The organism is Zymomonas mobilis subsp. pomaceae ATCC 29192, assembly GCF_000218875.1.
Taxonomy (GTDB): domain Bacteria; phylum Pseudomonadota; class Alphaproteobacteria; order Sphingomonadales; family Sphingomonadaceae; genus Zymomonas; species Zymomonas pomaceae.
This window is the reverse complement of record NC_015709.1, coordinates 717010-743685: the sequence shown is the minus strand read 5'-3', so window position 1 is coordinate 743685 and position 26676 is coordinate 717010. Positions and strand designations below refer to the sequence as shown.

23 protein-coding genes are annotated in these 26676 nt (G+C 45.5%); 10 read left to right on the top strand and 13 right to left on the bottom strand.

Going from position 1 to position 26676, the window contains the following annotated elements; translation table 11 throughout:
- Window positions 1-686: 686 nt before the first annotated feature.
- The 3 genes from ZYMOP_RS03315 (at window position 687) to ZYMOP_RS03305 (ending at window position 4757) form a co-directional block, all read left to right on the top strand.
- Entirely contained in the window at window positions 687-2441 is a 1755-nt protein-coding gene (locus tag ZYMOP_RS03315) for an ABC transporter permease (protein ID WP_013933946.1), read from the top strand.
- A 23-nt stretch (window positions 2442-2464) separates the two neighbouring features.
- Window positions 2465-3784, top strand: coding sequence for an ABC transporter ATP-binding protein (locus ZYMOP_RS03310; RefSeq protein ID WP_013933945.1), 1320 nt, complete (start codon window positions 2465-2467; stop codon window positions 3782-3784).
- A gap of 325 nt (window positions 3785-4109) precedes the next feature.
- The gene (locus tag ZYMOP_RS03305) at window positions 4110-4757 is read left to right on the top strand and encodes a GrxB family glutaredoxin (RefSeq protein WP_013933944.1); all 648 of its coding nucleotides are present in this window, start codon (window positions 4110-4112) and stop codon (window positions 4755-4757) included.
- 20 nt (window positions 4758-4777) lie between these two features.
- Here ZYMOP_RS03305 and ZYMOP_RS03300 read toward each other — a convergent pair whose 3' ends face one another.
- The 4 genes from ZYMOP_RS03300 to ZYMOP_RS03285 all read right to left on the bottom strand — a co-directional run bounded on the left by ZYMOP_RS03300 (window position 4778) and on the right by ZYMOP_RS03285 (window position 10953).
- The gene (locus tag ZYMOP_RS03300; RefSeq protein ID WP_013933943.1) at window positions 4778-7111 is read right to left on the bottom strand and encodes an ATP-dependent helicase; all 2334 of its coding nucleotides are present in this window, start codon (window positions 7109-7111) and stop codon (window positions 4778-4780) included.
- Window positions 7112-7173: 62 nt separating this feature from the next.
- Window positions 7174-7725: a 16S rRNA (guanine(966)-N(2))-methyltransferase RsmD gene (gene rsmD / locus ZYMOP_RS03295; RefSeq protein WP_013933942.1), complete on the bottom strand. Its 552-nt coding sequence runs from the start codon at window positions 7723-7725 to the stop codon at window positions 7174-7176.
- A gap of 14 nt (window positions 7726-7739) precedes the next feature.
- Window positions 7740-9539 carry a pseudouridine synthase gene (locus ZYMOP_RS03290; RefSeq protein WP_013933941.1) on the bottom strand — a complete coding sequence of 600 codons (1800 nt, stop codon included), beginning with the start codon at window positions 9537-9539 and terminating at the stop codon, window positions 7740-7742.
- A gap of 154 nt (window positions 9540-9693) precedes the next feature.
- Window positions 9694-10953, bottom strand: a complete 1260-nt coding sequence (locus ZYMOP_RS03285; RefSeq protein ID WP_013933940.1) for a dicarboxylate/amino acid:cation symporter — start codon at window positions 10951-10953, stop codon at window positions 9694-9696.
- A 331-nt stretch (window positions 10954-11284) separates the two neighbouring features.
- Here ZYMOP_RS03285 and ZYMOP_RS03275 point away from each other — a divergent pair, with 331 nt between their 5' ends.
- On the top strand, window positions 11285-12574 hold the full coding sequence (locus tag ZYMOP_RS03275; RefSeq protein WP_013933939.1) for an AmpG family muropeptide MFS transporter: 1290 nt from the start codon (window positions 11285-11287) through the stop codon (window positions 12572-12574).
- A 52-nt stretch (window positions 12575-12626) separates the two neighbouring features.
- Here the strand turns inward: ZYMOP_RS03275 and ZYMOP_RS03270 are convergent, their stop codons facing one another.
- The 7 genes from ZYMOP_RS03270 to ZYMOP_RS03240 form a co-directional block, all read right to left on the bottom strand.
- Entirely contained in the window at window positions 12627-13958 is a 1332-nt protein-coding gene (locus tag ZYMOP_RS03270) for a bifunctional folylpolyglutamate synthase/dihydrofolate synthase (protein ID WP_013933938.1), read from the bottom strand.
- A 27-nt stretch (window positions 13959-13985) separates the two neighbouring features.
- Entirely contained in the window at window positions 13986-14840 is an 855-nt protein-coding gene (gene accD, locus ZYMOP_RS03265) for an acetyl-CoA carboxylase, carboxyltransferase subunit beta (protein ID WP_013933937.1), read from the bottom strand.
- Entirely contained in the window at window positions 14837-15661 is an 825-nt protein-coding gene (gene trpA, locus ZYMOP_RS03260; RefSeq protein ID WP_013933936.1) for a tryptophan synthase subunit alpha, read from the bottom strand. Before trpA ends, accD begins: the two co-directional genes overlap by 4 nt.
- Entirely contained in the window at window positions 15658-16884 is a 1227-nt protein-coding gene (gene trpB, locus ZYMOP_RS03255) for a tryptophan synthase subunit beta (RefSeq protein ID WP_013933935.1), read from the bottom strand. The genes trpA and trpB overlap by 4 nt, the downstream gene beginning before the upstream one ends.
- On the bottom strand, window positions 16881-17516 hold the full coding sequence (locus tag ZYMOP_RS03250; RefSeq protein WP_013933934.1) for a phosphoribosylanthranilate isomerase: 636 nt from the start codon (window positions 17514-17516) through the stop codon (window positions 16881-16883). Before ZYMOP_RS03250 ends, trpB begins: the two co-directional genes overlap by 4 nt.
- Before the next feature lie 117 nt (window positions 17517-17633).
- Window positions 17634-18341, bottom strand: coding sequence for an orotidine-5'-phosphate decarboxylase (pyrF, locus tag ZYMOP_RS03245; protein WP_013933933.1), 708 nt, complete (start codon window positions 18339-18341; stop codon window positions 17634-17636).
- Between the two features lie 14 nt (window positions 18342-18355).
- Window positions 18356-18670, bottom strand: a complete 315-nt coding sequence (locus ZYMOP_RS03240) for a lipopolysaccharide assembly protein LapA domain-containing protein (protein WP_013933932.1) — start codon at window positions 18668-18670, stop codon at window positions 18356-18358.
- Between the two features lie 90 nt (window positions 18671-18760).
- Between ZYMOP_RS03240 and radA the strand changes: the two genes are divergently transcribed.
- From radA to ZYMOP_RS03220, 4 genes are all read left to right on the top strand, one after another.
- On the top strand, window positions 18761-20128 hold the full coding sequence (gene radA, locus ZYMOP_RS03235; RefSeq protein WP_013933931.1) for a DNA repair protein RadA: 1368 nt from the start codon (window positions 18761-18763) through the stop codon (window positions 20126-20128).
- Complete coding sequence (locus ZYMOP_RS03230) at window positions 20128-20859, top strand: CvpA family protein (protein WP_013933930.1); 732 nt, start codon at window positions 20128-20130, stop codon at window positions 20857-20859. The genes radA and ZYMOP_RS03230 overlap by 1 nt, the downstream gene beginning before the upstream one ends.
- Window positions 20860-21050: 191 nt before the next feature.
- Window positions 21051-21509: an iron-sulfur cluster assembly scaffold protein gene (locus ZYMOP_RS03225; protein ID WP_013933929.1), complete on the top strand. Its 459-nt coding sequence runs from the start codon at window positions 21051-21053 to the stop codon at window positions 21507-21509.
- 31 nt (window positions 21510-21540) lie between these two features.
- Window positions 21541-21903, top strand: coding sequence for a DUF423 domain-containing protein (locus ZYMOP_RS03220; protein WP_013933928.1), 363 nt, complete (start codon window positions 21541-21543; stop codon window positions 21901-21903).
- A 116-nt stretch (window positions 21904-22019) separates the two neighbouring features.
- Here the strand turns inward: ZYMOP_RS03220 and aroB are convergent, their stop codons facing one another.
- Window positions 22020-23159: a 3-dehydroquinate synthase gene (aroB, locus tag ZYMOP_RS03215; RefSeq protein ID WP_013933927.1), complete on the bottom strand. Its 1140-nt coding sequence runs from the start codon at window positions 23157-23159 to the stop codon at window positions 22020-22022.
- Window positions 23156-23689 (bottom strand): shikimate kinase, encoded by a 534-nt coding sequence (locus ZYMOP_RS03210; protein WP_013933926.1) that lies wholly within the window; start codon window positions 23687-23689, stop codon window positions 23156-23158. Before ZYMOP_RS03210 ends, aroB begins: the two co-directional genes overlap by 4 nt.
- Window positions 23690-23959: 270 nt before the next feature.
- On the opposite strand from ZYMOP_RS03210, the gene ZYMOP_RS03205 reads away from it, so the two are divergent.
- Complete coding sequence (locus tag ZYMOP_RS03205) at window positions 23960-25684, top strand: hypothetical protein (RefSeq protein ID WP_013933924.1); 1725 nt, start codon at window positions 23960-23962, stop codon at window positions 25682-25684.
- 64 nt (window positions 25685-25748) lie between these two features.
- Window positions 25749-26672, top strand: a complete 924-nt coding sequence (locus ZYMOP_RS03200) for a tyrosine-type recombinase/integrase (RefSeq protein WP_013933923.1) — start codon at window positions 25749-25751, stop codon at window positions 26670-26672.
- Window positions 26673-26676 lie beyond the last annotated feature (4 nt).

The following is a 26676-nucleotide window of genomic DNA, read 5'->3' as shown; positions in this document are numbered from 1 at the left end:
AAATCTGCTGCCTTTGTTATGTGCTTCATAATTACGATTAAGGCCGCGTACAACGTTCTCACAGTTGGGCATGACCGTCTTACTAGAGAAATACCTAATCTCTAGACCAGAGTGGATGTTAAAATTGTAACGTTATATTTCTTCACTGCTTGACACTACAGTTGATAAAGAGCAGATAAAATAAAGCTTCTGAAATAATTTAACTTTGAAGCCAGTCAAGGATAGCTGTTTTTTGTTTTCGATGATGGTCAACTTTCTATCTCGGAAACTATATACTCAGTCAACCAGGACGGTTCTCGGCGCAGCCCGCCGTACGAGTTTGATTAAATCTTTAATAGGTTTTATTTAACCCGCCTTCTGGCTCCCGATGGAATTTTCCGGGAGGTTACATCAATGTGTATAAATATTGTGTCGCTTTATCACAATCTTATTTTACCTATCTATTACAGACGGGCTGTCTGGTAAAAAACTACGTCTTAAAGGTTATCATAGTAAGAAAACACTTTTTTTCTATGTGATCTAAAGCAGACGACTTTCTTTCTATCAACTACAACAAAAATAGACGGGCAGACAGTTCTAAGATTTTTCTTTAACAGGCTTATTATTGTACGCCTTGTCATAATAGCGTTATTTTATTGTGGCAGAAAATCTCTATTTCTTTCTGCCTTTTTGCGGTGAGGTTCATTATGGTTTTTTTTCCTCATGACCGATCGGGGCAAACCGCTGTGGCCGCGCTTGCACGGGGTCGGATTCTACCAAATGCCTATGATCTGGTCGCCTTTGCCTTATTAGGTATAGCGATTGCCCTTGTTGTTCAGGGCACTGTTGATATGCGTGGTTCCCTTGCAACCTTATCAACTACCCCGATTTCACTCAATTTTAATCACTTGCCTGAATATGCCCTGCGCACCACTTTGCGGATGTTTGCAGGTATTATAGCCTCTCTTGTTTTTACCTTTCTCGTGGCAACCCTTGCCGCCAAAAGCCGCCGTGCTGGATTGGTTATTATTCCCGCGCTTGACATTCTACAATCGGTTCCGGTGTTGGGTTTTCTTACCTTTACGGTAACCTTTTTTATGGCGCTTTTTCCAGGACGCCTTCTAGGAGCAGAATGCGCTTCGATTTTTGCGATTTTTACAAGCCAAGTCTGGAATATGACTTTTTCTTTTTATCAATCGCTGACTAGTATTCCTAATGATCTTGATGAAGTAAGCCGTAGTTTCAAGCTTTCGGCATGGCAGCGTTTTTGGCGACTGGAAGCGCCTTTTGCTGCACCAGGGCTTATCTGGAATACGATGATGTCGATGTCAGGCGGATGGTTTTTTGTGGTAGCGTCCGAGGCTATTACCGTTGGCAATACCGATATACGCTTGCCGGGTATCGGGTCTTATTTAGCGCTCGCGATTGATGAGAAGAATTTTACAGCTATCGGCTATGCTGTCGCCGTGATGGCCATTATTATCGTCTTATATAATCAGTTATTATTCCGGCCTATTATAGCATGGGCAGATAAATTCCGTGTAGAACAAACCGCCAGTAGCCAAAAACCCCAATCATGGGTGTATGACATTATTCGTCATACGCGTCTCATGAAACGCCTGACTATGCCTTTTTGCTGGTTAGGGCAGCGTCTGATGCTTATTCGTTTTTATTCTGCCAAGCAGCAGATAAACGCTTCTCAATCCAGTCATACGACCAAGATTATCGATTATCTTTGGCTTGCCCTAGTTTTCTCTGGAGTCATTTGGGGGAGTTGGATTGCTTTCGATTATCTTCGCCAGACGCTTTCATGGTATGATGTTTGGATAGCCTTCAGTGGTGGTTTTGTAACCTTACTGCGGGTTATTGTTTTGATCGCTATTGCCAGTCTGATTTGGGTGCCTATTGGGGTATGGGTTGGATTACGCCCCAGTTTATCCCAACGCATTCAACCTCTTGCCCAATTTTTGGCCGCTTTCCCCGCCAATGTGCTTTTTCCTTTTGTGGTAATTGCGATTGTTGCAACCGGTGCCAATCCCAATATTTGGCTATCGCCTTTAATGGTGCTGGGAACGCAGTGGTATATTTTATTTAACGTGATTGCAGGGGCTGCAAATTTTCCCACTGACTTGCAAGAGGCCGCGACAATTTATCAAATCCGATCTTGGACATGGTGGCGGCGAGTGATGCTGCCGGGTATTTTTCCTTATTATATTACCGGTGCGCTTACCGCTACCGGTGGATCATGGAATGCCAGCATTGTCGCTGAAGTAGCCAGCTGGGGTAGTACGAAACTCGAAGCTTTCGGACTAGGCGCTTATATTGCCAATGCGACGACTGCCGGTGATTTCAGGCGTGTTGTACTGGGTATTATCGTGATGGCCTTTTTCGTGACTTTATTTAACCGTATTCTTTGGCGACCGCTCTATGTTTTTGCAGAACGTCGCGTGCGTCTTAACTGACTTTATTGTTTGGAGAGTTATCTATGGATGATCTTGTCTCCGTCAAGAATCCGCCTTTGGTTTCTGTACAAGGTGTATGCCAGACTTATGATAATGGGGCCTCTGGGTCACTAGTCGTACTCGATAATGTAAATATGGATCTCCATACCGGCGAAATTGTCGGTTTGTTAGGGCGTTCGGGATCGGGTAAATCAACCTTGTTACGGGCTATTGCCGGTCTTATTCAACCTAGTCAGGGTACCATTACCTTTCAGGGAAGATTGATTTCGGGCACTTCTTCCGAAGTGGCGGTTGTTTTTCAAAGCTTTGCGCTTTTCCCATGGTTAACCGTTCTCGAAAATGTTGAATTAGGGCTTGAAGCCCGTGGGGTAAAGCCAGCAGAACGACGGCAGAAAGCTTTGGCTGCAATCGATCTTATTGGCCTTGATGGATATGAAAGTGCCTATCCTAAGGAATTATCGGGCGGTATGCGTCAACGGGTCGGCTTGGCAAGGGCGCTGGTCATTCATCCGAAACTTCTTTTGATGGATGAGCCTTTTTCAGCTCTGGATGTTTTGACATCAGAAACGCTGCGTACGGACTTACTCGATCTATGGTCAGAAGGACGGATGCCGATAGAATCTATCCTGATGGTCACGCATAATATCGAAGATGCCGTGCTGATGTGCGACCATATTCTTATTTTTGGCTCTAACCCCGGTCATGTTATCGGTGAAATTCATGTTGAATTACCACAACCCCGTAACCGACTTGATCCGGCTTTCCGCGAAATTGTAGAAGATATTTACGCTAGAATGACGGTCAAGACGGGGACAATCACACCTGTGCCTTCTGAACCGTTTTTGGGTAATGGTATTGCGATTGTCCTTCCCAAAGTTTCAGTCAATGAACTGGCCGGTCTTATAGAGACCGTTGCGGCAGAACCCTATAATGGTAAAGCCGATCTTCCACCGCTTGCCGCCAATCTGCGGCTTGAAATTGATGATCTTTTTCCTGTTGCAGAAACGTTACAACTTTTACGATTTGCTGAAATGGAAGGTGGCGATATTCGCTTAACGCCCTTAGGACAGCGTTTTGTTGAAAGCGAAGTTGACGATCGCAAACATCTCTTTTCTCAACAATTGGCAGCTTATGTGCCGCTTGCTGCCCATATCCGTTGTGTATTAGATGAAAGACCAAGTCATAAAGCCGCTGCGCAACGTTTTCGGGATGAGTTACAGGATCATATGTCCGAAGAAGCCGCTAATGATACGGTAAAAGCAGTGACGAGCATGGCTCGCTATGCAGAATACTTTGCCTATGATGAAGAAGCTGATCTATTTACACTTGAAAATCCAAGCTAAATTATATGCGATTAAAATATAATCATAATAATGATGGATATAATTATTATGATTTAATAGATAATATTAATAATAATTTATAATTTTTTAAGAATTTTGACTAAAAATACTATTATTATTCAAAATAATTTTGAAATATTTTTTGTATTTTAGATATTTTTATTTCAAAAAACTTAAAATAAAAAGTGAAACAAAAGAAGCGTATGCGCTTGGGTTGTAATTGGATGTAACCCTTATTTCTCTGTCCGGTATTTTCTCTATGATTGAAACCTATAGGTTTCCTATTCGTAAATAGTCAAAGATGATTATAAGAAAGGGTATTTTGATGACGCCCAAGTTATATGTATATGAGCATTGCCCTTTTTGTGTCAAAGCCCGCATGATTTTCGGATTGAAAAACATAGCTTTCGAAAAAGTTATCTTGCTTAATGATAATGAAGCTGATCCTATCCGGATGGTTGGGAAAAAAACACTTCCTATTTTAGAAGAAGAGGGTCATTTTATGGGCGAAAGTATGGATATTGTCGCCCATGTTGATAAACAAAACCAACCGATTGTTGTGGGGCCAACCTCGCCTGAAATTGCTGCTTGGCTAAAAGAAGTGATGCCGCTTTCTGCGCCGCTCATTATGCCAAGAGTCGCCTGTGCCCCGCTTAAAGATTTTGCGACGACAGGAGCAAGAGCTTATTTTCTTTGTAAAAAAGAGGCACTGACAGGCCCATTCAATGAATGTTTGGGGAAAAGTGAAAGTTTGGTAGAAGAACTTAATTTATTATTAGAAAAATTAGCGCCCATGATTAAGGAATCCAATGCGGTAAACGGTCAGTTATCAACCGATGATTTTCATTTATTTGCACAGTTACGCAGTTTTTCTATTGTAAAGAATGCCCATTACCCTCTTGAAGTTGCTACCTATTTACAGACGATGTCTAAACTATCAAAAGTCAGTTTGCTGGATGCTGTCGCTGTTTAAAAGAGCGCTTTATAAAATGGTTAAGCGGGTGTTACAAAACGGTTTAACAGCTTTCTGATACCAGCTTCTTCATCATGGAAACGAATAGTAAGTTTGTCGCTTTCTATATTCTCAATCGTACCTTGTCCAAATTTTGGATGGGTAACCTTATCGCCTCGATGATAAATGGCTGTGGCTTCTTTCCGAATAGGTCGGGGAGAAGAAAGCGGGGCAGGGGCGACTTTTTGCGCCCGCGCCCATCCTGGGCCTCGATGGCTAGCTAATTGCCAAGGCGATGATTCATCTTTTTTACGAGAGGTAAAAACAGGCGGGATTGATGTCGGCGAATTTTTGTGACGGTCTGCCGCCCAGACATCGCGCCAGCTTGAAGGGGACGTTTTTTTATTTGACAAGGATTTTTGCGAAATATGCTGTTCAGGTAGTTCTGTAATAAAACGGGAAGGAGACGAGGACATCCACTGACCATATATCCGCCGATTAGCCGCATGAAAAATAGTGCAGAATTTTTTAGCCCGTGTGATTCCGACATAGGCAAGCCGTCGTTCTTCCTCCAAGCTTTGCAAGCCGCCTTCATCCAAAGAACGCTGCGAAGGAAATACGCCTTCTTCCCAGCCAGCCAGAAAGACATGATCATATTCAAGCCCTTTGGCCGCATGCATCGTCATCAAGGTAACTTTGTCGTCTATTGGCCCTGTTTCATGTTCCATCACCAAGCTGACATGTTCTAGAAAACTGCCAAGATCGTCGTAATCCTCCATAGCGCGTGCCAGCTCGACTAAATTTTCCAACCGCCCTGCGGATTGAATATCGGCATCGGCCCTCAACATCGCTTTATAACCGGATTCATCCAGCATTTTTCGGGTAATATCGGCATGACCAATAATGGATAAGCCCTCGCGCCATTGGCTAAAATCAGTCAACAACTGACTCAAGGCGCGTGTTGCAATGCTACCAAAGGCATTTTCGGATACCAACTTTTCGGCGGCTTCCGTCAGAGGAATGTGATCCGAGAAGGCGCGATAATAAAGCTTTTCCATTGCCTTTTTGCCGATACCGCGACGGGGCACATTGATAATCCGTTCAAAGGCCAGATCATCAGACGGTTGTGCAATGACACGGAGATAGGCCAAAGCATCCCGTATTTCTGCGCGTTCATAAAAGCGGAAGCCGCCAATAATGCGATAGGGAATATTCTTCGCAACAAACACATCTTCAAATTCACGGGTTTGGAACTGGGCCCGTATCAGAATAGCCATAGAATTAAGGGGTGTCTGGCTGTGGCGTAAGCTTTGAATATCGGCTACCAGCCTTTTGGCTTCTTCTGGGCCATCCCACACGCCCACTACTTTTACTTTTTCGCCTTGGGGACGCTCTGTCCACAGGGTTTTCCCTAGACGGCTGTTATTGTGGGCAATTAAACCAGAAGCAGCGGCCAAAATATGCGGTGTCGAGCGATAATTGTGCTCAAGACGGATGATTTTTGCCCCTGTGAAATCCTCTTCAAAGCGTAAAATATTGGCAACTTCTGCACCACGCCAACTATAGATCGACTGATCATCATCACCGACGCAACAGATATTTTGTCTTTTTTGTGCCAGTAGGCGAAGCCATAAATATTGTGCCTGATTAGTATCCTGATATTCATCGACCATAATATAGCGGAAACGCTCTTGGTAATCGCTCAACACCTCTTGATGTTGGGTGAAGATAACCAACATGTGGAGCAAAAGATCACCAAAATCACAGGCGTTGATGCTTAATAATCGCTGTTGATAGGCTTTATAAAGCTGACATCCCTGACCATCAGCAAAGCTATCGGATTCTTTACCAAAGACTTTATCGGGGGTGAGGCCACGATTTTTCCAACGATCAATAATACCGGCCAGTTGTCTGGCTGGCCATTGTTTTTCATCAATATCTTGGGCTTGAATGAGCTGTTTTAGGAGACGGATTTGGTCATCGGTATCAATAATAGTGAAATTAGAATTGAGTCCGACTAATTCAGCATGTCGTCGCAACATTTTGGCAGCAATCGCGTGAAAGGTGCCCAGCCAAGGCATAGCTTCTGCATGATTGCCCAATAATTCGCCTACCCGTTGGCGCATTTCACTGGCAGCTTTATTCGTAAAAGTCACCGCCAATATCTGGGAAGGCCACGCTTTCAAACGGTCGATAAGATGCGCTAATCGCGCCGTTAAAGCAGCGGTTTTCCCCGTGCCAGCCCCAGCCAGTACGAGAACCGGCCCTTCTGTAGTTTCTACAACCTCTTTTTGTTCAGGGTTGAGACGCGTAAGATAGGCCGGTTCTTCTGGAAAATTTTCAGAAAAAGGCGAAAAGTCTAAAGAGTCAGTCACCGCTTTAAGGTAAACAGCAATAACAAAGGGGGCAAGTAGCCCCGTCTGTTTTGATGGAAAAATTATCCCTCAGCAAGGCGACGTAATAAAGTAATCCGCGATTTACCATAAGTGCGTTCGGCTTCTACGGCCCACCCACCGGCAGAGGTTGTTTCCTTTCGTGCTGTTTCAATGCTGGCCCATGCCGAAGGAGAAGCCCAGCCAAGGCGGGTTAATTTTTCTAATAACGCGCCACCGCCGCCGCTATTATAAGGCGGATCAAACAGCAAAAGATCAAAAGCCTGACGGGCAGGGGAAAGGGTAGAGACGGGCTGTGCGAAAACTTGCGTTTCACCCTTCGCTTTCAGCATATCAATATTCGCCTGCAATATTTTGCAGGCGTCTTGATCCTGTTCGACGAAGGCACTAAAGGCCGCCCCTCGGGACAGGCTTTCCAAGCCCAGCGCCCCCGTCCCAGCAAAAATATCCGCTACCCGTAAGTCTTCCAAACTGCCCATCCGGCTTTCAAGCATTGAAAACAGGGCTTCACGTGCACGATCACTCGTTGGACGGGTTACATCGCTTTTCGGCGTTTTTAACATCCGGCCACGCCATTTTCCGGCAATAATCCTCATCTTAGGCTTATCCTTTAAGATTTTTCGGGTAAGCTTGCCTGAAAAGCAATCAAGCTTCCGGCATCTACTTCTTCGATCGCCCCGACAGGTAGGTCACCCAGCATAAACGGGCCATAGCTGATACGAATTAGGCGGGATACCTGTAAACCCAGATAGCCTAATACACGCCGTACTTCACGGTTACGGCCTTCATGCAATTTTAATTCTACCCAACCGTTACGGCCTGTCCGGCGTTCTAAATTGGCATCAATAGAACCATACTGAACACCATCAATCGTTACCCCTTCAATCAGTTCTTCTAGCTGATCTTGTGATACATCGCCAAAAACGCGCGCCCGATAACAACGCTCAATGTGGGTAGCCGGTAATTCTAACGCTCGTTTAAAGCCCCCATTGGTTGTCAATAATAACAAGCCTTCCGTGTTCATATCCAAGCGCCCCACCGGCATTACCCGTGGTAAATCAGGCGGAAGGCTGTCATATATCGTCGGACGGCCTTCGGGATCTCTTTCTGTAGTCAAAAGCCCCGTTGCTTTATGATAACAAAACAATCGGGTCGTTGTCGGGGCGCTGACAGATTTGCCATCAACGGTCACCCCTGTCAGGGACGTCATTAAAGTAGCGGGGGTCTCTATCTTAACACCATCAAGCGCGATCCGACCTTCTTCGATCATTCTTTCAACGGTGCGGCGGCTAGCGATACCCGCACGGGATAGCAATTTAGCAATACGTTGCGGTCCATTTTCGCGTGGCTTTCGCGCAGAAGCGGGTTCGGTATTGCCCCGTTTTTTGAAAGGGCGGGCATCAGGTGAATAGGAAGGATTGACCGCTAAATTGCGATTGCGCGGTCTATCACTACCGAAACGTCTTTCGCTATCCTGTGACCGATTATCGCGGCTTCGGTCATAATTGCGATAACCTTCTGGTCGTTCAGCCTTGTAACGATGCGGTTCGCCATAGCTCGAAGCTTCACGATCACGAGGCGGCTGTGCGCGAAAATTTCTATCCCGTGGTGAAAAATTGTTCCGATCAGAACCCGTCCTATCACGGCCTTGGCTATAGCGGGGCCTTTCTCCAAGAGGTTCTCTATCCCGATCAAAGCGATTATTTTCTTCAAAACGGCGAGGCCGATCACGAAAGCTCTCTGATCTTTCTTGATTGGAAAAACGCGGTGATCGCCGATCGGCGGCATAGCCTCCTTGACGGTTATCCTTGTCTCGAAAGGAAGGGCGACGTTGATCTGTCGGCTGTTGCGAGGCAGCATAGCCGTTATCACGCCGCGTATTCCTGTCCTGCGGATTACCACTGCGGGAATATTTATTCCGTGAAGCCGAATCCCGATAATCACGATCTTCCCGAGATGCGGGTTTATCCCCTCTTCTCCGGTCATCCCTGCTGTCATTTCGGGCATTCTTCAAAGAATAATGGGCGCTGTTACCCCGAGCATATTCGTTTTTATGGCTTCGGTTTGCATCCGCAAAAGATCTAGGTCGAGAACTACCCCCGTCTCTTTGAAAATCGCCTCTATCGCTTACTCTATCTGAAGGGTGACTTTCGGCATTCTTATGAAAATTACGATTTTCCCGACGCCCTTCTGTGTAGGATTCAGAAGGATTCCGCGTTGGACGACCATAAGGTTTGTCAGGGGATTTATACCCTTTATGAGGAGCATTTTTAGAAAATACCCGACCCGTTTTATTCGGTGTTTTTGCTGATAAAGTTCTTTTATTTTCTGAACCCGTTTTTCCGCGATCAGGACGGGAAGAAGAATGGGGCCGGCCTTTGCCGGATTTCGGAGGGCGATTGAAAACCATAAATCCTTATCTGATTAAATACGCTGTGCAGCAACAAGAGGCTTTTAGCATCGGGAGAAGAGGGCGGGCGAATCATAATCTCGCCAAAAGAGCATTATAGCCCGACCTGTCATGAGCCGGGCTATAAAAAATGCAGAAGAAAAATTTAAATCTTTTAGGCAGATTGTATTTTTTCAACTTCGCGTTTGTCAGGAATTTTTAATTCACCTTCCCAATGGGCAATGACTAAACTTGCTGCTGCATTACCAATAACATTGGTAGCTGAACGCCCCATATCAAGGAAATGATCGACCGCCAGAATAAGCCATAATCCCCCTTCTGGAATCTGCATAAAAGAGAGCGTCGAAGCGATAACAACTAAACTGGCACGCGGCACACCGGCCATGCCTTTTGAAGTAATCATCAGCATAAGCAGCATCATGATCTGCTGTCCAATGGGGACATGAATATTATACGATTGCGCGATAAACATCGTTGCAAAGGTACAATAGATCATCGTGCCGTCGAGATTAAAAGAATATCCAAGGGGCAACACAAAACCTGCAATACGGGGGGGAACCCCGAATTTTTCCAAGGCTTCTAAAGTCGGCGGTAAGGAAGCTTCAGATGAAGAAGTCGTAAAAGCAATAAGCGCTGGAGAACGCAAAAGTGGAAGAATATTTAAAACACCCTTTCCTACCAAAAGGCGAGTGACCAATAAAATAAGGCCCCACATAACAGCGAGCCCCAGATAAAAGCTTCCAATAAAATAACCATAAGTCAGAACAACCCCGATACCCCGTTGTGTAATGACCGAGGTAACTGCTGCAAAAACGGCTAATGGGGCAAAATACATCACATAATTAGTAACTTTTAGCATCACGGCTGACAGCGCTTCGACACCTTTTAATAAAGGCGCTGCCTTTTTGCCTTGGCTACCAAGACCAAGACCAAAAAAGACCGAGAAAATAACAATCTGGAGGATTTCATTATGGGCCATAGCATCCACCATTGACTGGGGTACCATATGCGAGATGAAATCTTTCAGAGAGAAATCCGCCGCGGGAGCAACCGGTGCCGCGGAGACGGGAGGCACTAAATTAAGGCCCGTACCGGGACGTAAAAGATTAACCAGAATAAGTCCCATGGCGAGGGATAACAAGCTGGCACCTATAAACCAGCACATAGTTCTTAGGCCAATACGGCCTAATTCTTTACCATTCCCCATATGGGCAATGCCAGATACCAACGTTGCAAAAACCAAGGGCGCGATGATCATTTTGATCAGCCGCAGAAAAATGAGCGTTAATAAAGACAATCTGTCGACTAGATATTCTATCCAGTTTTGATCATGGATAGTAAGATTAAATATTGTCCCTATAATCAAACCTACCACTAATGCTGCTATAATCCAAAAGGTAAGCCGCTTAACCACGCTTTTCTCCAGAACAGGAATTAAGAAAAATAAGAGGCAAGAGATGTCTCTCTTTTATCAAGGAAAATTGAAAGGTTCTTTTTTTGAAAAAGCTTTCTGTCTTTTAAAAAAAGGAAAAAGGCAAATTTTATGAAAAAGACCCCTAATAGAAATAGGATTTTAAATAAAATCGTTTTTTTGAAAAGGAAATTTTATTTTTAAGAGAAAATTAAAATAAAAAGAGAATAAAAAACGCTGATTTTTATTTGTCAGATTAAATAAAAACGTTTCGTTATAATTTATTAAAATTAGTATTTCATTTTTTGAAATATAAGAAGGAATAGGCGAACTAATGAAGGACTGGGTGCAGCGTATAGAAACAGCAATCATACCTTATTTTGAAAAAACTTCTCTAGCCGCGTTTTTTCTCGGTATTGCATCTGGGGTACCTTATACCTTATTAGCTGCAACTTTGACCCATCGTTTATCTGATGCCGGTATTGATAAAAAATCTATCTCTGCTTTTGCGCTCACCTTGTTAATGTACAGTTTGAAATGGCTATGGGCACCGTTGATTGATCGCGTACCCGTGCCTTTTTTAACCTCTGCAATCGGGCAACGCCGGGCATGGTTATGGTTAAGTGGTATAGCGACGGCTTTTGCTATTGTTATGCTAGGTCTCGCTGATCCCTATCATCATTTAGAACAGGTCATTTTTTGGGCCATTGTCCTTGGTTTTTGCGGTGCAACGGCTGATATTACCTTGGATGCCTATCGGATCGAATTGCTAGATCCTTCCCGTTTAGGTGTGGGATCTGGTTTATCTCAATATGGTTGGCGCATCGGCGCGTTTCTGGCGAGTTCCGGGGCTTTATTCTTGGCGGATAAGGCGGGTTGGAATGTCGGCTATATCGCCTGTGCCCCTTTTGTCCTGATTGCCCCTTTTACATCTGTTTTTATGGGAGAGCCTAGCCGCTATCGTGAACCCCAAGCCTTGAAAAATCCGAGTGATATGCTGGCTGCCTTTATTAATCCTCTCAGTGACTTTTTAAAACGACAGGGCGCATGGTTGGTTTTACTGTTTATCTTGCTGCATAAAGTCGGTGACACCATGGCTAATTTGATGCTGCGCAATTTGTTAGTTAGCCTTAGTTTTACAAAGCAGGAAATTCTTTTGGGTGATGTGAATGTCGGCTTTTTTGCCTTATTAGCCGGTGTTTTTGTGGGTGGAATTCTCTTTACACGTATGGGCATGAAGCGTTCTGTGATGTTAAGCCTGATTTTAATGGCAATATCCAATATCAGCTTTGCCATTTTAGCCCATTGTGGGCATTCGATGCCTATGTTGATTTTTGCTGTAAGCTTTGAGAATTTTTCAAGCGGCGTCGGGGGGGTAACAATTGTGGCCTATCTTTCTGCCTTATGTAGTCTCCGTTTTACCGCGACCCAATTTGCTCTACTAAGCGCCTTGGCGGGGGTTCTTGGTCGTTTTTTGACGGGCACGACAGCGGGCGCTTTGATAGACAGCATAGGATATGTAAATTATTATATTTTAACAACCGTGATTTCGCTGCCTAGTATTCTACTTTATGCCTTTATGATGAAAGCCGGCATGGTAGATCGATCAGTCGCAGAAAATTAGAGGCATGATCGCCTCTAGCTAATTTTTAAACTACAACATGAAGATAAGGATTTTATTCAGGGGGTGTTCTGTTAGCGTCTAAAAAGGAGCCCGCAAGGTAAAGAGAGCCGATCAATGCAATAATCGGAGGGTTGTCAGGATTAGCCTCTTCTGTAATTAACTGAAGCGCTTTTTCTGGATTATCCGCTGTTCTTGCAGACATACCGAATTTTTCCGCAATAGAAGCCAACGCTTCTGGCGTGTAACACGCATGCCCGGGAACCGGAACCGCATAAAAACGAGCCTGAGAATCCGAGAAAAATTGTAATACACCCTCGGCATCTTTATTCGCCAGCATCCCCATAATGAGATGAAAAGGTTTTTTCTCTTTTTCAACATGATCTTGAAAAAAGGCCGCTGTAGAAGGGGCTGCCGCTGGATTATGGCAACCGTCTATCCATAATTCCGCCCCGACAGGCAATGTTCTTACTAAATGGCCGTGAGATAAATGTTGAAGACGTGCTGGCCATGATGCCCAACCCATCGCCGCTTTATAGGCTGATTCCGGTAATATGATTGCTTTTTGATGGCGTAACATAGCCACGGCTAGCGCCGCATTATCATTTTGATGGCTACCATTGAGACGAGGTAAAGGAAGATGAATCATTCCGGCTTCGTCCCGATAATGGAGCTCATTTTGATAAACAGCCCATTCCCAAGCGCCCCCACGCGGCAACCAAATTGCTTTTTTCCCCTCAGCGATATGTTTAACGCGATTGGCAATGTTGGGGGCATAATTCTGCGTCAGAAGCGGCACTTTTTCTTTGGCGATACCGGCTTTTTCTTCGGCAATATCTTCCGGGCTATTCCCTAAAAAAAACTGATGATCCACACCTAGCTGCGCAATGCTGCAAGCAACGGGATTTAAGATGACGTTAGTCGCGTCTAATTTTCCGCCTAGACCTACTTCTATAATGCAGGCATCTGCTGATTTGCGTGAAAAAGCCAAAAAAGCGGCTGCCGTCGTTACCTCGAAGAAACTGGCGCCGACATCTTCTCCAACGTCCAATACTTCTTTTAAAACGGCGGCTAACGTTTCATCGTCAATCAGTTTGTCTGCTATTCGAATACGTTCGTTAAAGCGAACGAGGTGAGGGCTGGTATAAACATGAACGGATAGACCTGCGGCTTGCATAGCAGCTCTTAAGAAAGCGCAGGTTGATCCTTTACCATTTGTTCCCGCCACATGAAAAATGGGCGGTAGATGGCGTTCAGGATGATCAAGTCGCTTAAGCAATTCGCTAATGCGACTTAATCCTAAAACATCGCTACCAGGTGATAACTGTGCTAATCTGTCCAATTGAGATTGGACGGCAGGGTGATCGGAACGAGCGTGATCAGCCATATCTGTATCCCGAAAGAAAATGCTATGTCAGGCCGGTTCACTGACAGGAAGCAGATAATCCATAAGCGAAATCAAACGATTACGCAGTTCTGACCGGGGTACGACCATATCGATCATACCATGCTCTAGTAAATATTCAGCGCGCTGAAAACCATCTGGAAGCTTTTCCCGAATAGTTGATTCAATCACCCTTTGACCGGCAAAACCGATCAAAGCCCCCGGTTCTGCAATCTGAATATCTCCCAACATAGCATAAGATGCGGTAACACCGCCCGTGGTAGGATCGGTCAAAACGACAATATAAGGGAGACCCGCTTCCTTTAATTCAGCAATAGCCGCTGTCGTTCTTGGCATCTGCATTAAGGATAAAATCCCTTCCTGCATACGCGCTCCACCCGCTGCCGTAAAAATAATATAGGGTGATTGATGTCGGATCGCCGCTCTTATACCGGCAACAAAAGCACTTCCAACGGCCAGTCCCATAGATCCCCCCATAAAGGAAAAATCTTGCACCCCGATGATGGTTTGTCGTCCTCCAAATAACCCTTGGGCATTAAGAAGGGCATCATTTTCGCCTGATTTTGTACGGGCAGCTTTCAAACGATCCGCATAACGCTTGGTATCCCGAAATTTTAACGGGTCTTCTGCAACAACGGGCGGTGGCAAGACGCTGTAATCACCCTCGTCAAAAAGAAAATCAAAACGTGCACGGCTACCGATACGGCCATGATAGCCACATTTCGGGCAGACTGATAAATTCTCTTCATACTCTTTGTTGAAGATCATCGTCTTACAGCCCGGACAACGATGCCAAAGGTTATCCGGGGTTTCCCGTTTTACAATAAAGGTTATTTTGTTTCGGACTTTTTCAAGCCATGTCATGCTACTTTCTCCTTGCGCGCATGACAGACAGCCGTACTAAGCATTTGTGCTAGCTGGGCTAAGGCAGGGGCTGGGTCTTGGTTTTGACGAACAGCGTCTTCAATCTTGTTGACAAAAGCAGACCCAACGACAACCGCATCGGCTTTTTGAGCAACCGCTGCCGCTTGTTCAGCCGTTCTGATACCAAAACCAACTGCCACGGGTAAATCTGTTACTGCCTTGATGCGGTCCATAGCAGAAGTTATGCTCGCTTCTGTTGCTTGCTGTAAGCCTGTGACACCAGCGACGGAAACATAGTATAAAAAGCCCGTAGCACCATGGAGAATAGTTTTTAGCCTTTTTTCATCGCTGGTGGGGGTTGCCAGCCGGATCATATCTAATCCATATTTCCGAATATCGATCCCTAATGTTGCATCTTCTTCGGGGGGGATGTCGACGCAAATAACCCCGTCTATGCCTGATTTTTTAGCCCGACTTGAGAAGTCATCACTTCCCTTAAAAGTCATTGTATTGGCATAGCCCATTAAAATCAGAGGCGTATTAGGATGCCGCTTTCTAAAATCGGCCGCAATAGCAAAAATATCATCATGACTGGTTTTGGCCGCTAAAGCCCGCAGATTAGCCTTTTGGATAGCGGGGCCATCGGCCATCGGATCGGAAAAAGGCATCCCTAATTCGATAATGTCGACCCCATTTTCCACCAATTTATCCAGCAAATCAGGGGTTTTATCAGGGGTAGGGTCGCCCGCTGTAATAAAAGCAATCAAAGCAGCACGATTGTCTTTTTTGGCTTTTGCAAAAACGTCTGTAATCCGGCTCATAATGTAACCCCTAAATGGCGGGCCACTGTGAAAATATCTTTATCACCTCGTCCCGAAAGATTAACAATAATAATCTTGTCTTTATCCATCGTCGGCGCAATTTTTGCCGCCGCTGCCAAAGCGTGAGAAGATTCCAATGCTGGAATAATCCCTTCTAATCGGCAAAGAGTTTGAAACGCTTCAATTGCTTCATCATCGGTAATAGTTTCGTATTTTACACGCTTTATATCTTTCAACCAGCTGTGTTCAGGGCCTATTCCGGGGTAATCGAGCCCTGCTGAAATGGAGTGTGCATCTTTGATCTGCCCGTTTTCATCATATAACAAATAAGTGCGATTCCCATGGACAATTCCCGGCGCTCCACCGTTTAAACTGGCAGCGTGACGGCCTGTTTCAAGACCTTCACCGGCGGCTTCTACCCCAACCATGGCAACATTCGTATCGTCAAGGAAAGGGTGAAAAAGACCGATTGCATTGGAACCGCCGCCCACAGCGGCAATCAATAAATCGGGTAAGCGCTTTTCTGCTTTTTGGATTTGTTCCCGCGCTTCACGGCCAATCACCGACTGAAAGTCGCGCACTAATTCTGGATAGGGATGGGGGCCCGCTGCTGTCCCCAAAATATAGAAAGTATCGTCAATATGGGCGACCCAATCTCTCAACGCTTCATTCATGGCGTCTTTTAACGTACGTGCACCCGCTTTGACTGGCCGAACCTCTGCCCCTAGCAATTTCATTCGGAAAACATTCGGTTGCTGCCGTTCTGTATCCAGTTCTCCCATAAAGACAGTGCAAGAAAGACCAAAGCGAGCGGCAACCGTTGCTGTTGCCACGCCATGTTGACCGGCACCCGTTTCAGCAATGACGCGGGTTTTACCCATTCTTTTGGCAAGAAGAATCTGACCGATGCAATTATTAATTTTATGGGCGCCGGTGTGATTTAAGTCTTCGCGTTTCAGATAAACCTTAGCCCCACCCCATGCTTCTGTCAGACGTGCTGCAAAATAAAGGGGGCTGGGACGCCCAACGTAATGTTCTAAAAGATCATCCCGTTCAGCAATAAAGGCGGGGTCCTTGATGGCACGCCGATATTCCTGATCTAATTCTAAAATCAGAGGCATCAGGGTTTCGGGGACATAGCGTCCTCCGAATTGGCCAAAATGGCCGTTTGTATCGGGTTGCGCCCGCAAAGAGTTTGGAAGAACAGAAGTTGTGTGTTTCATAATAGACGAACCGCTTGAAGGAATTGGGCAATCTTGTCCATATCCTTGATACCGGGTGCCGTTTCGACACCCGAAGAAACATCGACCAGTTCAGCACCGGTGATAGCGACAGCCTGAGCAATATTATCGGCATCAAGACCGCCTGATAAAGCCCATGCCATGGGATGGTTATAGTCTTTGAGTAAACGCCAGTCGAAGCGCTTGCCCATTCCACCGGGTAATGCGCCATCGGTACGCGCATCGTAAAGTACGCGATCGACCAGACCACGATAATGCAGTGTCTGGTCGAGATCCTGACTGCGGGTGATAGGAAGCGCTTTCCATATTTTTACCTTAGGAAATGTTCGGCGGATAAAAGCGACCCGTTCGGGTGTTTCATGACCATGAAGCTGAAAGCCTGTTAAACCAGCATGGACTACTCTTTCGAGTAAATTATCATCAGGATCTACTAAAACGCCTATTTTATCAATATGATCGGGAATCCGATTGATAAGCATAGAAGCCATTTCCGGTTGCACAGCACGCGGACTTTTTTCAAAAAAAACAAAACCGATGTGGCTTGCGCCGTTTTTGACCGCAGCCAGCAGAGTTTCCGGTGTGGATATGCCACATATCTTGGTGCGAACCGACATAAAACAGCTTCCTACGTTCCGACTTGATTATCGGCTAACGTTATTCAAATAACCAGAGAGATAAGAGGTCTCTAAACGATCTTATCCATCCGGTCACAATTTTTTTAAGGATGCTCTTTATTTATGGCGTAATTGTTTCGCAATGGCTGATGCGACTTCAAGGGGTGCCTCTGCTTGTGTAATCGGGCGACCAATAACAAGAACAGAAGCTCCGCGTGCTAAGGCCTCAGAAGGGGTGCAAACTCGTTTTTGATCCCCTACGACCGTATCGATAGGTCGCACTCCGGGAACAACAAAAAAGCCATCACGCCATTCTTTATAGACTTCTTCTACTTCGGCACCGGAACAAACAATACCATCAAGGCCTGCTCTGCGGGCTAAATTAGCCAGTTTAGCGACTTGAGAAGAAGGCGTTCCTGTCATACCGATAGCACCCAGATCGCTTTGATCAAGGCTAGTAAGAATAGTAACACCGACTATTTTTGTGCCTTTATCGGCGGCCTGTTTTGCCGCCCGCATCATGGCTTCGCCCCCTGCCGCATGTACGGTCATAATTGCCGGTGCACAGCTTGAGGCTTGGAAAAATGCTTTTACGGCTGAGGCTACTGTATTCGGAATATCATGGAATTTTAAATCAAGAAAAATGGGCAGCCCTTTATCGGCGATAGCCTCTACCCCATAGCGACCATGGGCCATGAAAAATTCAAGCCCCAGCTTGATACCCCCTACATAAGGCTGAAGCGTGGAAGCTAATTTTTCAGCCTGTTTGAGATTAGGGGTATCAAGCGCAACGTAAACGGGATTCAGTAAATCAGCATGGGACACAGTAAATTATAACTCTATTGGCCGGGACGCGGGGTGCCATCTTCACCTAACGGCGGCGTCACTAACGGCGGGTTTTCTGGCTGCATATCTTCAATCTGACGATTAAGCTTGTCAATCCTTCGCCGCCAATTCCAGCGAGATGCACTATGATAAAGTAGGGCGGGCATCAGGCCAATTAAAAAGACAATGAGTAATAAAAGAACGACATTAATATCAGCTTCCCATCCCGGCCACATCTGAAGTTTAACGGAAACATTATAATTGCTAGCACAAAAAGTAAGGAAAATGGCGAACAAAACCGCCGCGAACATTGTACGTAAGAATTGCATACCGAACATCCTCTCTTATTGTTTTTCATCAAGCAAGGTCAAAATAGCACGATTACTTGTCATGTTCGCTTTATGTTCGTATGAAAAACCATGGCTCGACAACAGAAACGATATATCTGTCAATCTTGTGGCGCAGTTGCCACGAAATGGCAGGGGCAATGCGTCGATTGTGGTGCATGGAACAGCTTGGTTGAAGAAAAAATTGCGCCAAAAACGCCTTTTTCAACCCGCCACAACCTCCGAAGTGGTGGTAACCTTGTCATGCTTGGCAATCTTGATACAGATCAGCCCCTTCCTGACCGAATGGTAACAGAAATTGCCGAATTTGACAGGGTCTTAGGAGGAGGCTTTGTTGCAGGATCTGCTACCTTGATTGGTGGTGATCCGGGGATTGGTAAATCAACCCTGTTATTACAAGCTGCTGTTCGTTTGGCTCTAGCCAATAAAAAGGTGGTTTATATATCCGGTGAAGAGGCAGTCGATCAAATACGACTGCGTGCAAAGCGTTTAGGTTTTGGACAAGCCCCTGTTCAATTAGCCGCCGCGTCTTCAGTGCGTGATATTCTGGCGACCTTAGAACAACTACCTGCCATTGATTTCCTGATAATCGATTCTATTCAGACCATGTATTCGGATATGATCGAAGGGGCTCCGGGAACCGTCAGTCAAGTTCGGGCGTCCTCTCAAGAATTGATTCGTTTTGCAAAAGAAGCGGGCGTAGCTTTAATTCTGGTTGGTCATGTCACGAAAGATGGTGCCATTGCAGGCCCCCGTGTCTTGGAACATATGGTGGATACGGTTTTAAGTTTTGAAGGTGAACGTAGTCACCAATACCGAATTTTGCGGACGACTAAAAACCGTTTTGGTGGCACTGAAGAAATTGGCGTTTTTTCAATGGCCGAGGAAGGCCTTTCTGAAGTCACCAACCCCAGCAGTTTGTTTTTAACCTCAAGAGATGAAAATATGAGCGGGGCGATCGTCTTTCCAGCTATGGAAGGGATTCGTCCAGTTCTGGTTGAGATGCAGGCATTGACGGTGCGGCTTTCCAGTGGAGCCACCCCAAGACGTGCCGTCGTCGGATGGGATTCGGGACGTCTGGCGATGATTTTGGCCGTTTTAGAAGCCCGTTGTGGCCTTAATTTTTCGTCCGCTGAAGTTTATTTGAATGTCGCTGGCGGCTATCGGGTGACTGACCCTGCGGCTGATCTTGCGGTGGCCGTGGCATTGATTTCTGCCTTGGCGGAACGCCCTGTTTCTTCTGATACCGTAGCTTTTGGTGAAATAGCTCTATCCGGGGAAATTCGTCCTGTTGCGCACAGCCGGCTTCGATTGCGAGAGGCGGCCAAATTAGGTTTTTCTAAGGCTATGGCGCCTAAAATTGGTGAAACAGTTGACAATATCGCTGTTTCTTCTTTTTCTACGCTTGGTGCGTGTGTCGATCATTTACTAGGACGTTAATGGCCAATTTTCATCCAGTTGATTTAATGGTTATGGCTTTATTAGTTATAACTGCTTTTATGGGATTTTGGCGTGGTTTTATCGGCGCTGCTTTATCCCTTTTTTCATGGATAGCGGCTATTATCGCTGTCAGAATGGGGCATATCGCCGTTGCAAGCCAACTTCACCGCTGGCTTGGTGTCGGTATTTTCGGTTCTAGTCTGATAGCCTTTGTTTTACTGTTTGTCGTTGTTTATTTTCTAGGACAATGGTTATCTGATAATATCGGGGCTAAAGTTCGACGTTCTTTTCTCGCCTTTCCTGATCGAGTTTTGGGGGGTGGGTTTGGATTGATAAAAGGCGCTATTATTGCCGAATGTCTTTTTCTAATGGTTATACTGGCAAACTCTACCTTTTCTAAAAATTATAAACATCGCCCGCCTTTATGGTTAGCGTCAGCTGTTAGCTATCCATGGTTAAAAAGCGGCAGTTCCGCTATTTTGGATTATACCGGTTTTCCTGATCCGCTTTGGCTGGGCAGTCAGATTAGACAATCAGGGCAGGAAGAAAAGAATGATGGTTGGCCTTCGGATAAAGTGATTGCCTCTCAAAAGCGATTAATGAGAACACATCTTGAAGACTTATTTTTCGCTGAAGAGGGAGAGTGCACCCCTGAAGATCAAGATATTTCTACCTCATCACCGCCTGTTAAGAAAAAGATGACGCCTCATTCTTTAGGACATTCCAGCTAAAAATGCGTATCCAATTTCTTGTTGGCCTGGTTGGTTTAAGGGCTATTTTTAGAGGAAATAAGCCTGTTTTTTCTCTTAAATGATTAAAATAACAGACAGAAAATTATCTCACCCTATGGGCAGAATTACCAAAATTCGTTAAACTGATAACAGATAGATCGCTTTTCGGTCTGCTTATCTATAGGTTTACCATGGCAGAAACGCTTTATACCCGCGATATTCTTCGGCTAGCCACATCCATTCCTTATGAAGATCGATTGGAAAAGGCGGATGGACGGGCAAAAAAACGTGCCCCTATTTGTGGTAGTCATATAGATTTTGACATCTGTATTGATAGAGATGAAAAAATTACGGCTGTCGGTATGGATGTATCCGCTTGCGCTTTAGGCCAAGCTTCTGCGGCTTTACTAGGCCAACATATTATAGGCCGTTCTTTAGACGAAATTAAAACCGCCCGTCAGGCCTTGGCTGATTTTTTAGCGGGCATTCGTCCCGATAGTGGTACATGGCCGGGTCTGATGATTTTTGAGCCTGCCCGTCCCCACACCGGTCGCCATGGAGCCATTTGTTTGCCTTTCGACGCCGCTATTGCTGCTTTTGAAACCGCTATTGCTTCTAAGATGGAAATAGAAAAGCTCGAGTCTTTATAGAGGCTCAAATGAACATTAAGGGTGCTTAACGATGAAACGAGAGCCGATTATCACCCTTGCTGCCTTATTTGCAGCTTTAGCTGTCGCTGCGGGTGCGGCTGGCGCTCATGCCTTTCAAGGTCACGTGCAAGCGGCAAACTGGATGAAAACCGGCGCTGAGTTTCAGTTAATCCATGCTGTAGCCGTTATAGCCGTTCAAACTAAAATTTCAGCCCGCTGTCCTGCTATTCTTCTTTTAGTAGGCTCCGGCATTTTTTCTTTTACGCTTTATGCATTAGCCTTTGGTGCACCAAAATTTCTGGCGCATTTTGCCCCGATTGGGGGTTTTCTGATGATTTTGGGTTGGTTCGCAGTAGCCTATTCAGCATGGTATACAAAGCCGAAAGCAGAATAAATAAAGAAGATCAGATTCAATATTAAAATATTCACTATGAGAATAATATGCCGTTTAATCAAAAACAGATCAAACGGCACAAAACAAAGGCATATGGGGAAATTTGTGCGCTTTGTTTAGATTTCCCCTCTACGGGCGATATCACTATCCAGAAAACGCGCCACTTCATCGAGATTAACGTGCCGATCAAGAAAAGTTTGGCCGATACCCTGTACTAATAAGAATGGAAGCTGTCCGCCCTCCATCTTTTTGTCGTGCATCATATGGGCCACCAGTTCTTTACCGGAGGCCTTCACACCTGCCTCTTCCAAACTGGCGGGAAGCCCCATAACCCTTAAATGATGAATTACCCGTGCCGCATCCTCTTTAGGTGCCAAGTTTTTCACTGCTGAAAAACCGAAGGCCAAAGCAGAACCGGCGGCCACAGCTTCACCATGAAATAATTTTTCAGAAAATCCAGTATCTGCCTCTAAGGCATGGCCAAAAGTATGGCCCAGATTAAGAAGCGCCCGTTTCCCGCTTAATTCTTTTTCATCTTCTGCGACGATAGCCGCTTTGGCGCGAATACTGTGCTCAATGGCATAATGACGGGCAGCCTTATCGCCAGAAATTAAATCTGTGCCATATTGTTCACACCACTCAAAAAATGCAGCGTCATCAATCAGGCCATATTTAATAACTTCGCCGTAACCAGCCCGAACCTGACGGATCGGTAAAGTATCAAGTGCGTTAGGATCAATCAGCACAAAAACTGGTTGATGAAAAGCACCGATCAGATTCTTACCCGCTTCACAGTTAATAGCGGTTTTACCCCCGACAGAAGAATCCACTTGCGCTAAAAGACTGGTCGGAATCTGAATAAACCGACAACCCCGTTTCAAGATAGCAGCCGCAAAACCTACCAAATCGCCAATAACGCCGCCACCCAGAGCCACAATCGCATCGCGGCGTTCAATACCCCGACGAATCAATTGATCACACAGTTCTGCTAAATGATGCCAGCTTTTTGTGCTTTCCCCCGCGGGTAAAATGATCGCATCTACTGTAATGTCAGCGTTATTCAGAGCCTTTTCCAATTCAGGGAGCTGGCACCGTGCTACATTTTCGTCAGTAATGACAACTAAACGATTTTGGCGGGTATAAGGCTGTAAAATCGAACCCGCTGATTGAAAAAGACCAGCTCCAATATCGATTTTATAGCTGTGACTGCCAAGATCAATGGGCACAGAGGTTATATCAAGCGTTTCTTTCATCATCGCGGTAAAGCCATCATAATTGCATCCACCATTTCTTCATGCGGTTGCGCCCCAGTCCATACATGCAACGGCGCCATCGCATAAAATTTATCCCTGACTGCAGCCAGTTCCTGAAGTCGGGTTCGAATATCATGCCCTATCAATAAAGGCCGATCTTCTCGCTTAGTGATTCGTTCGGCTAATACATCGACATCGGCCTTGATCCATATAGCGAGTGTTTTTTCTAAAACGAGCTGGCGGGTTTCTTCATCCATGAAGGCACCTCCACCAACGGCTAGGATTTTAGGCTCACCCGCAATAAGACGTGAGATAACACGGCGCTCCCCATCACGAAAATGGGATTCACCAAAACGGGCAAATATCTCACTAATGGTCTGTCCAGCGGCCTCTTCGATTTCTATATCAGAATCTGAAAAAGGCATGTTAAGACGACAGGCCAGACGACGGCCAATAGTGGACTTGCCAACGCCCATCATACCGATCAAGGTAATTGTGCGTGGATAAGGATGAGAAGAAGGGCTTTGCAGCATGGCCAAGACGCTATACACGAAAGAAATGAGATTACACAATTACCTAGGTTGATGAATAAGTTAGTGAATTTTGCTGACTTTTGGGGAGTGATATGACAATTTTACGCGCTTTCTTGTCGGTAATCATATTGATATTGATTGTCGGCTTTCTCAGCCTCGGCTTCATGCATTTTGAAGTTCCGATTCGGTCTATAGAAAAAAACGTCGGTAATGACGTTCTTGCCCATTAAGATAGCCCTTCCAAATCAGGCAAAAAAGGGAATGAGACCCATGGCTGTTCATTATCGGCGGCAATGGGTTTTCTTCCTGTCATTTTTGATACTGGTCGGAGGCATAGCAACTGACGCCTGTTTTGCACAGAGCCATGCTGCATCTTTATCGCCTTATTCAGTTAATGCGTTAAAACATCCTATTAGGATAGAAAAAAAAGAAAAAATTGAAAAAAAAGAAGGATTTTATCCCTATTCAGCCGCAACCGGTCTGATTACACGTCAAAAAGCGGGTAATTTACAAGCGGGTTGGGGCGATTTTTCCGGTCGCTATTTAATAGCCTTGATGCAACATGTCGATACGCCTTTGGCCTCACGTTGGGCAGAAATTACGCTACGTCGGGCTTTATTGCTAAAAGTTGGAACCCCAAAATCAGTTGAGGCTCAAGCGTGGGTAGCCGCGCGTTCTGAACTTTTATTACAATTAGGGGAGGCTGATGCTGCGCGGGCGCTGGTTCAACAGAGTGATATTCTTCAACAAACAGGCCTTTCTACTTCTAATAATGCCCTATTAGAGGCTACCCTCCATACTATTTTAGCCACTGCCGATCCTGCGGGTTTATGTCCGTTGTTGCCTTTGCTCCATGATAATACTGATATTAAGGATATTAACGAAACTTTGGTCAAAGCCCTTTGTGCAGGTCTTAGTGGTGAAGGGGCGCTTTCCAGTTGGTTATTCAGTCGTGCGAATTATAAGGGTGATCAAACTGATCGGCGGCTAGCGCAAAAAATTGCGATTGTGGGCAGCCATGACGATCACAGCATCCATATTGGGCGTAACGATATAGGTCATCTGACCTTTTGGCGTTATGGTATGGCAACGGCTGCGGGTGTTGTTTTACCTGACTATCTTTATAATGGGGTTAATCCTGCTTTTGCCTCTTTTATGGCACGCGCGGCGATGTTGCCCATCAAAGCCCGATTAGGCGCTGTCCGAAAAGCTGCGGTTTCTGGGGTCTTTTCTAATGCGGCCCTAGTAGATTTTTATTCTTCCTTAACCAGCAATGATAGCGATCATGATGCTAATGATACTACGATTTCCGAAGATGTGCCTAACCTGAAACAGGCTTATACTGATCGGTATGCCGATAATCGGGTAAAAGCGGTTGAATCGCTTATTGCTGCAGGAAATGAAGCCGATGATCATTATGCAGGTATGATTTTAACTGCCCGCGCCGCTAGCTATATATCGCCGTCCTCGTCCTATCATACTGTGATACCGCATCTAGTAGCCTCGATGCTTTCGGCTGGTTTTGATCGGGCAGCCTCGCGATGGGCATCAGTTGTCAAAGCAATGCCGGAGGAAGAGAGCGATTCGTCTTGGATATTATTAGCGATTGGTGCCCCCGATCCAGTGGTTGATTTCAGCCGTAATCGCGTTCGTGGTTTTATAGAACGGAGTAGCCGTAATGATCCATGGCGCGCTCAAATGGCCATTGCTGCACTGGCAGCCTTAAAACGAATCAATCAAGAGGATAGTGCATGGTTACAACAGCATTACGACCTTTCTTTTTCAGATCATAATGGTTGGATTGCGGCTTTGGATCGGGCTTCGTTGCATCATGCGCCTGCAACAGTAGCGTTATTAGTAGCTATTGGGATGCAAAATCGCCCTTGGCGTATGGTAGCACCCTCTTCTTTTTATCATATGCTAGCCGCTATGGAGAATGTCGGCCTCGATAGCGAAGCACGGATGATAGCGGCTGAAATGATGAGCCGGACATAGAATTATATAGAATAATGATACAGCAATTTTTAGAAATATTCTCTTCTAAACTGAAGATAGCCGGATGACAGAGGCCCAAAAAAACGAATCCTTATCGTTAGATAGGGCGCTTATTGCCCGTTTTCTAGAAATGATGTCGGCAGAAGTCGGATCTTCTCCCAATACATTGATGGCGTATGGCAGTGATCTACGGTTGGCTTCTGAACAGATAGAAAAAGGGTTGGTGCAGGCAGAGAGTGATGATCTTTTGCGTTTGGGAGAAGCCTGGTCTCGCTATGCGCGAAATACTGTTGCTCGAAAATCGGCGGCATTAAAGCATTTTTATGCTTTTTTGGTAGAAGAAGGCTTTCGTTCTGATGATCCTTCGGCGGCATTACCCCAATCGGGCATTGCACGGGTTTTACCCAAGATTCTGACCGTCGAAGAAGTCGATCGCTTGTTTACCGTTTTAGATCAACGCCGTTGTCTTGACCCTTCGCCTGCGACGTTACGGTTGATTGCTTTGGTCGAATTGCTTTATGGTTCCGGCTTAAGAGCAAGCGAGCTTGTTTCTTTGCCAAAACAGGCATTTAAACGAAAACAGCCCTTTCTTATTTTGAAGGGGAAGGGAGAACGTGAGCGTTTAGTACCGGTATCAGACAGAGCTACAGAAGCTATTGCAGCATGGTTAATACACGTACCGGCAAAAAGTCTATGGCTTTTTCCATCAGGTAAAGGGCATATTAGCCGTATTAGGCTCTATCAGTTAATCAAAGCTTTAGCGGTAGAGGCCGATTTACCCCGTGAAAGAGTAAGCCCTCATGTCTTACGCCATGCTTTTGCTACGCATTTATTAGAAGGAGGCGCGGATTTGCGAGTCTTGCAGTTATTATTAGGCCATGCGGATATTACTACCACGCAAATTTATACGCATGTAGATAGCCGAAAATTAGTCGAATTAGTCAACACGCGTCATCCGCTCGTTGACGTCGCTGTAAACCCGGCTTAACCGC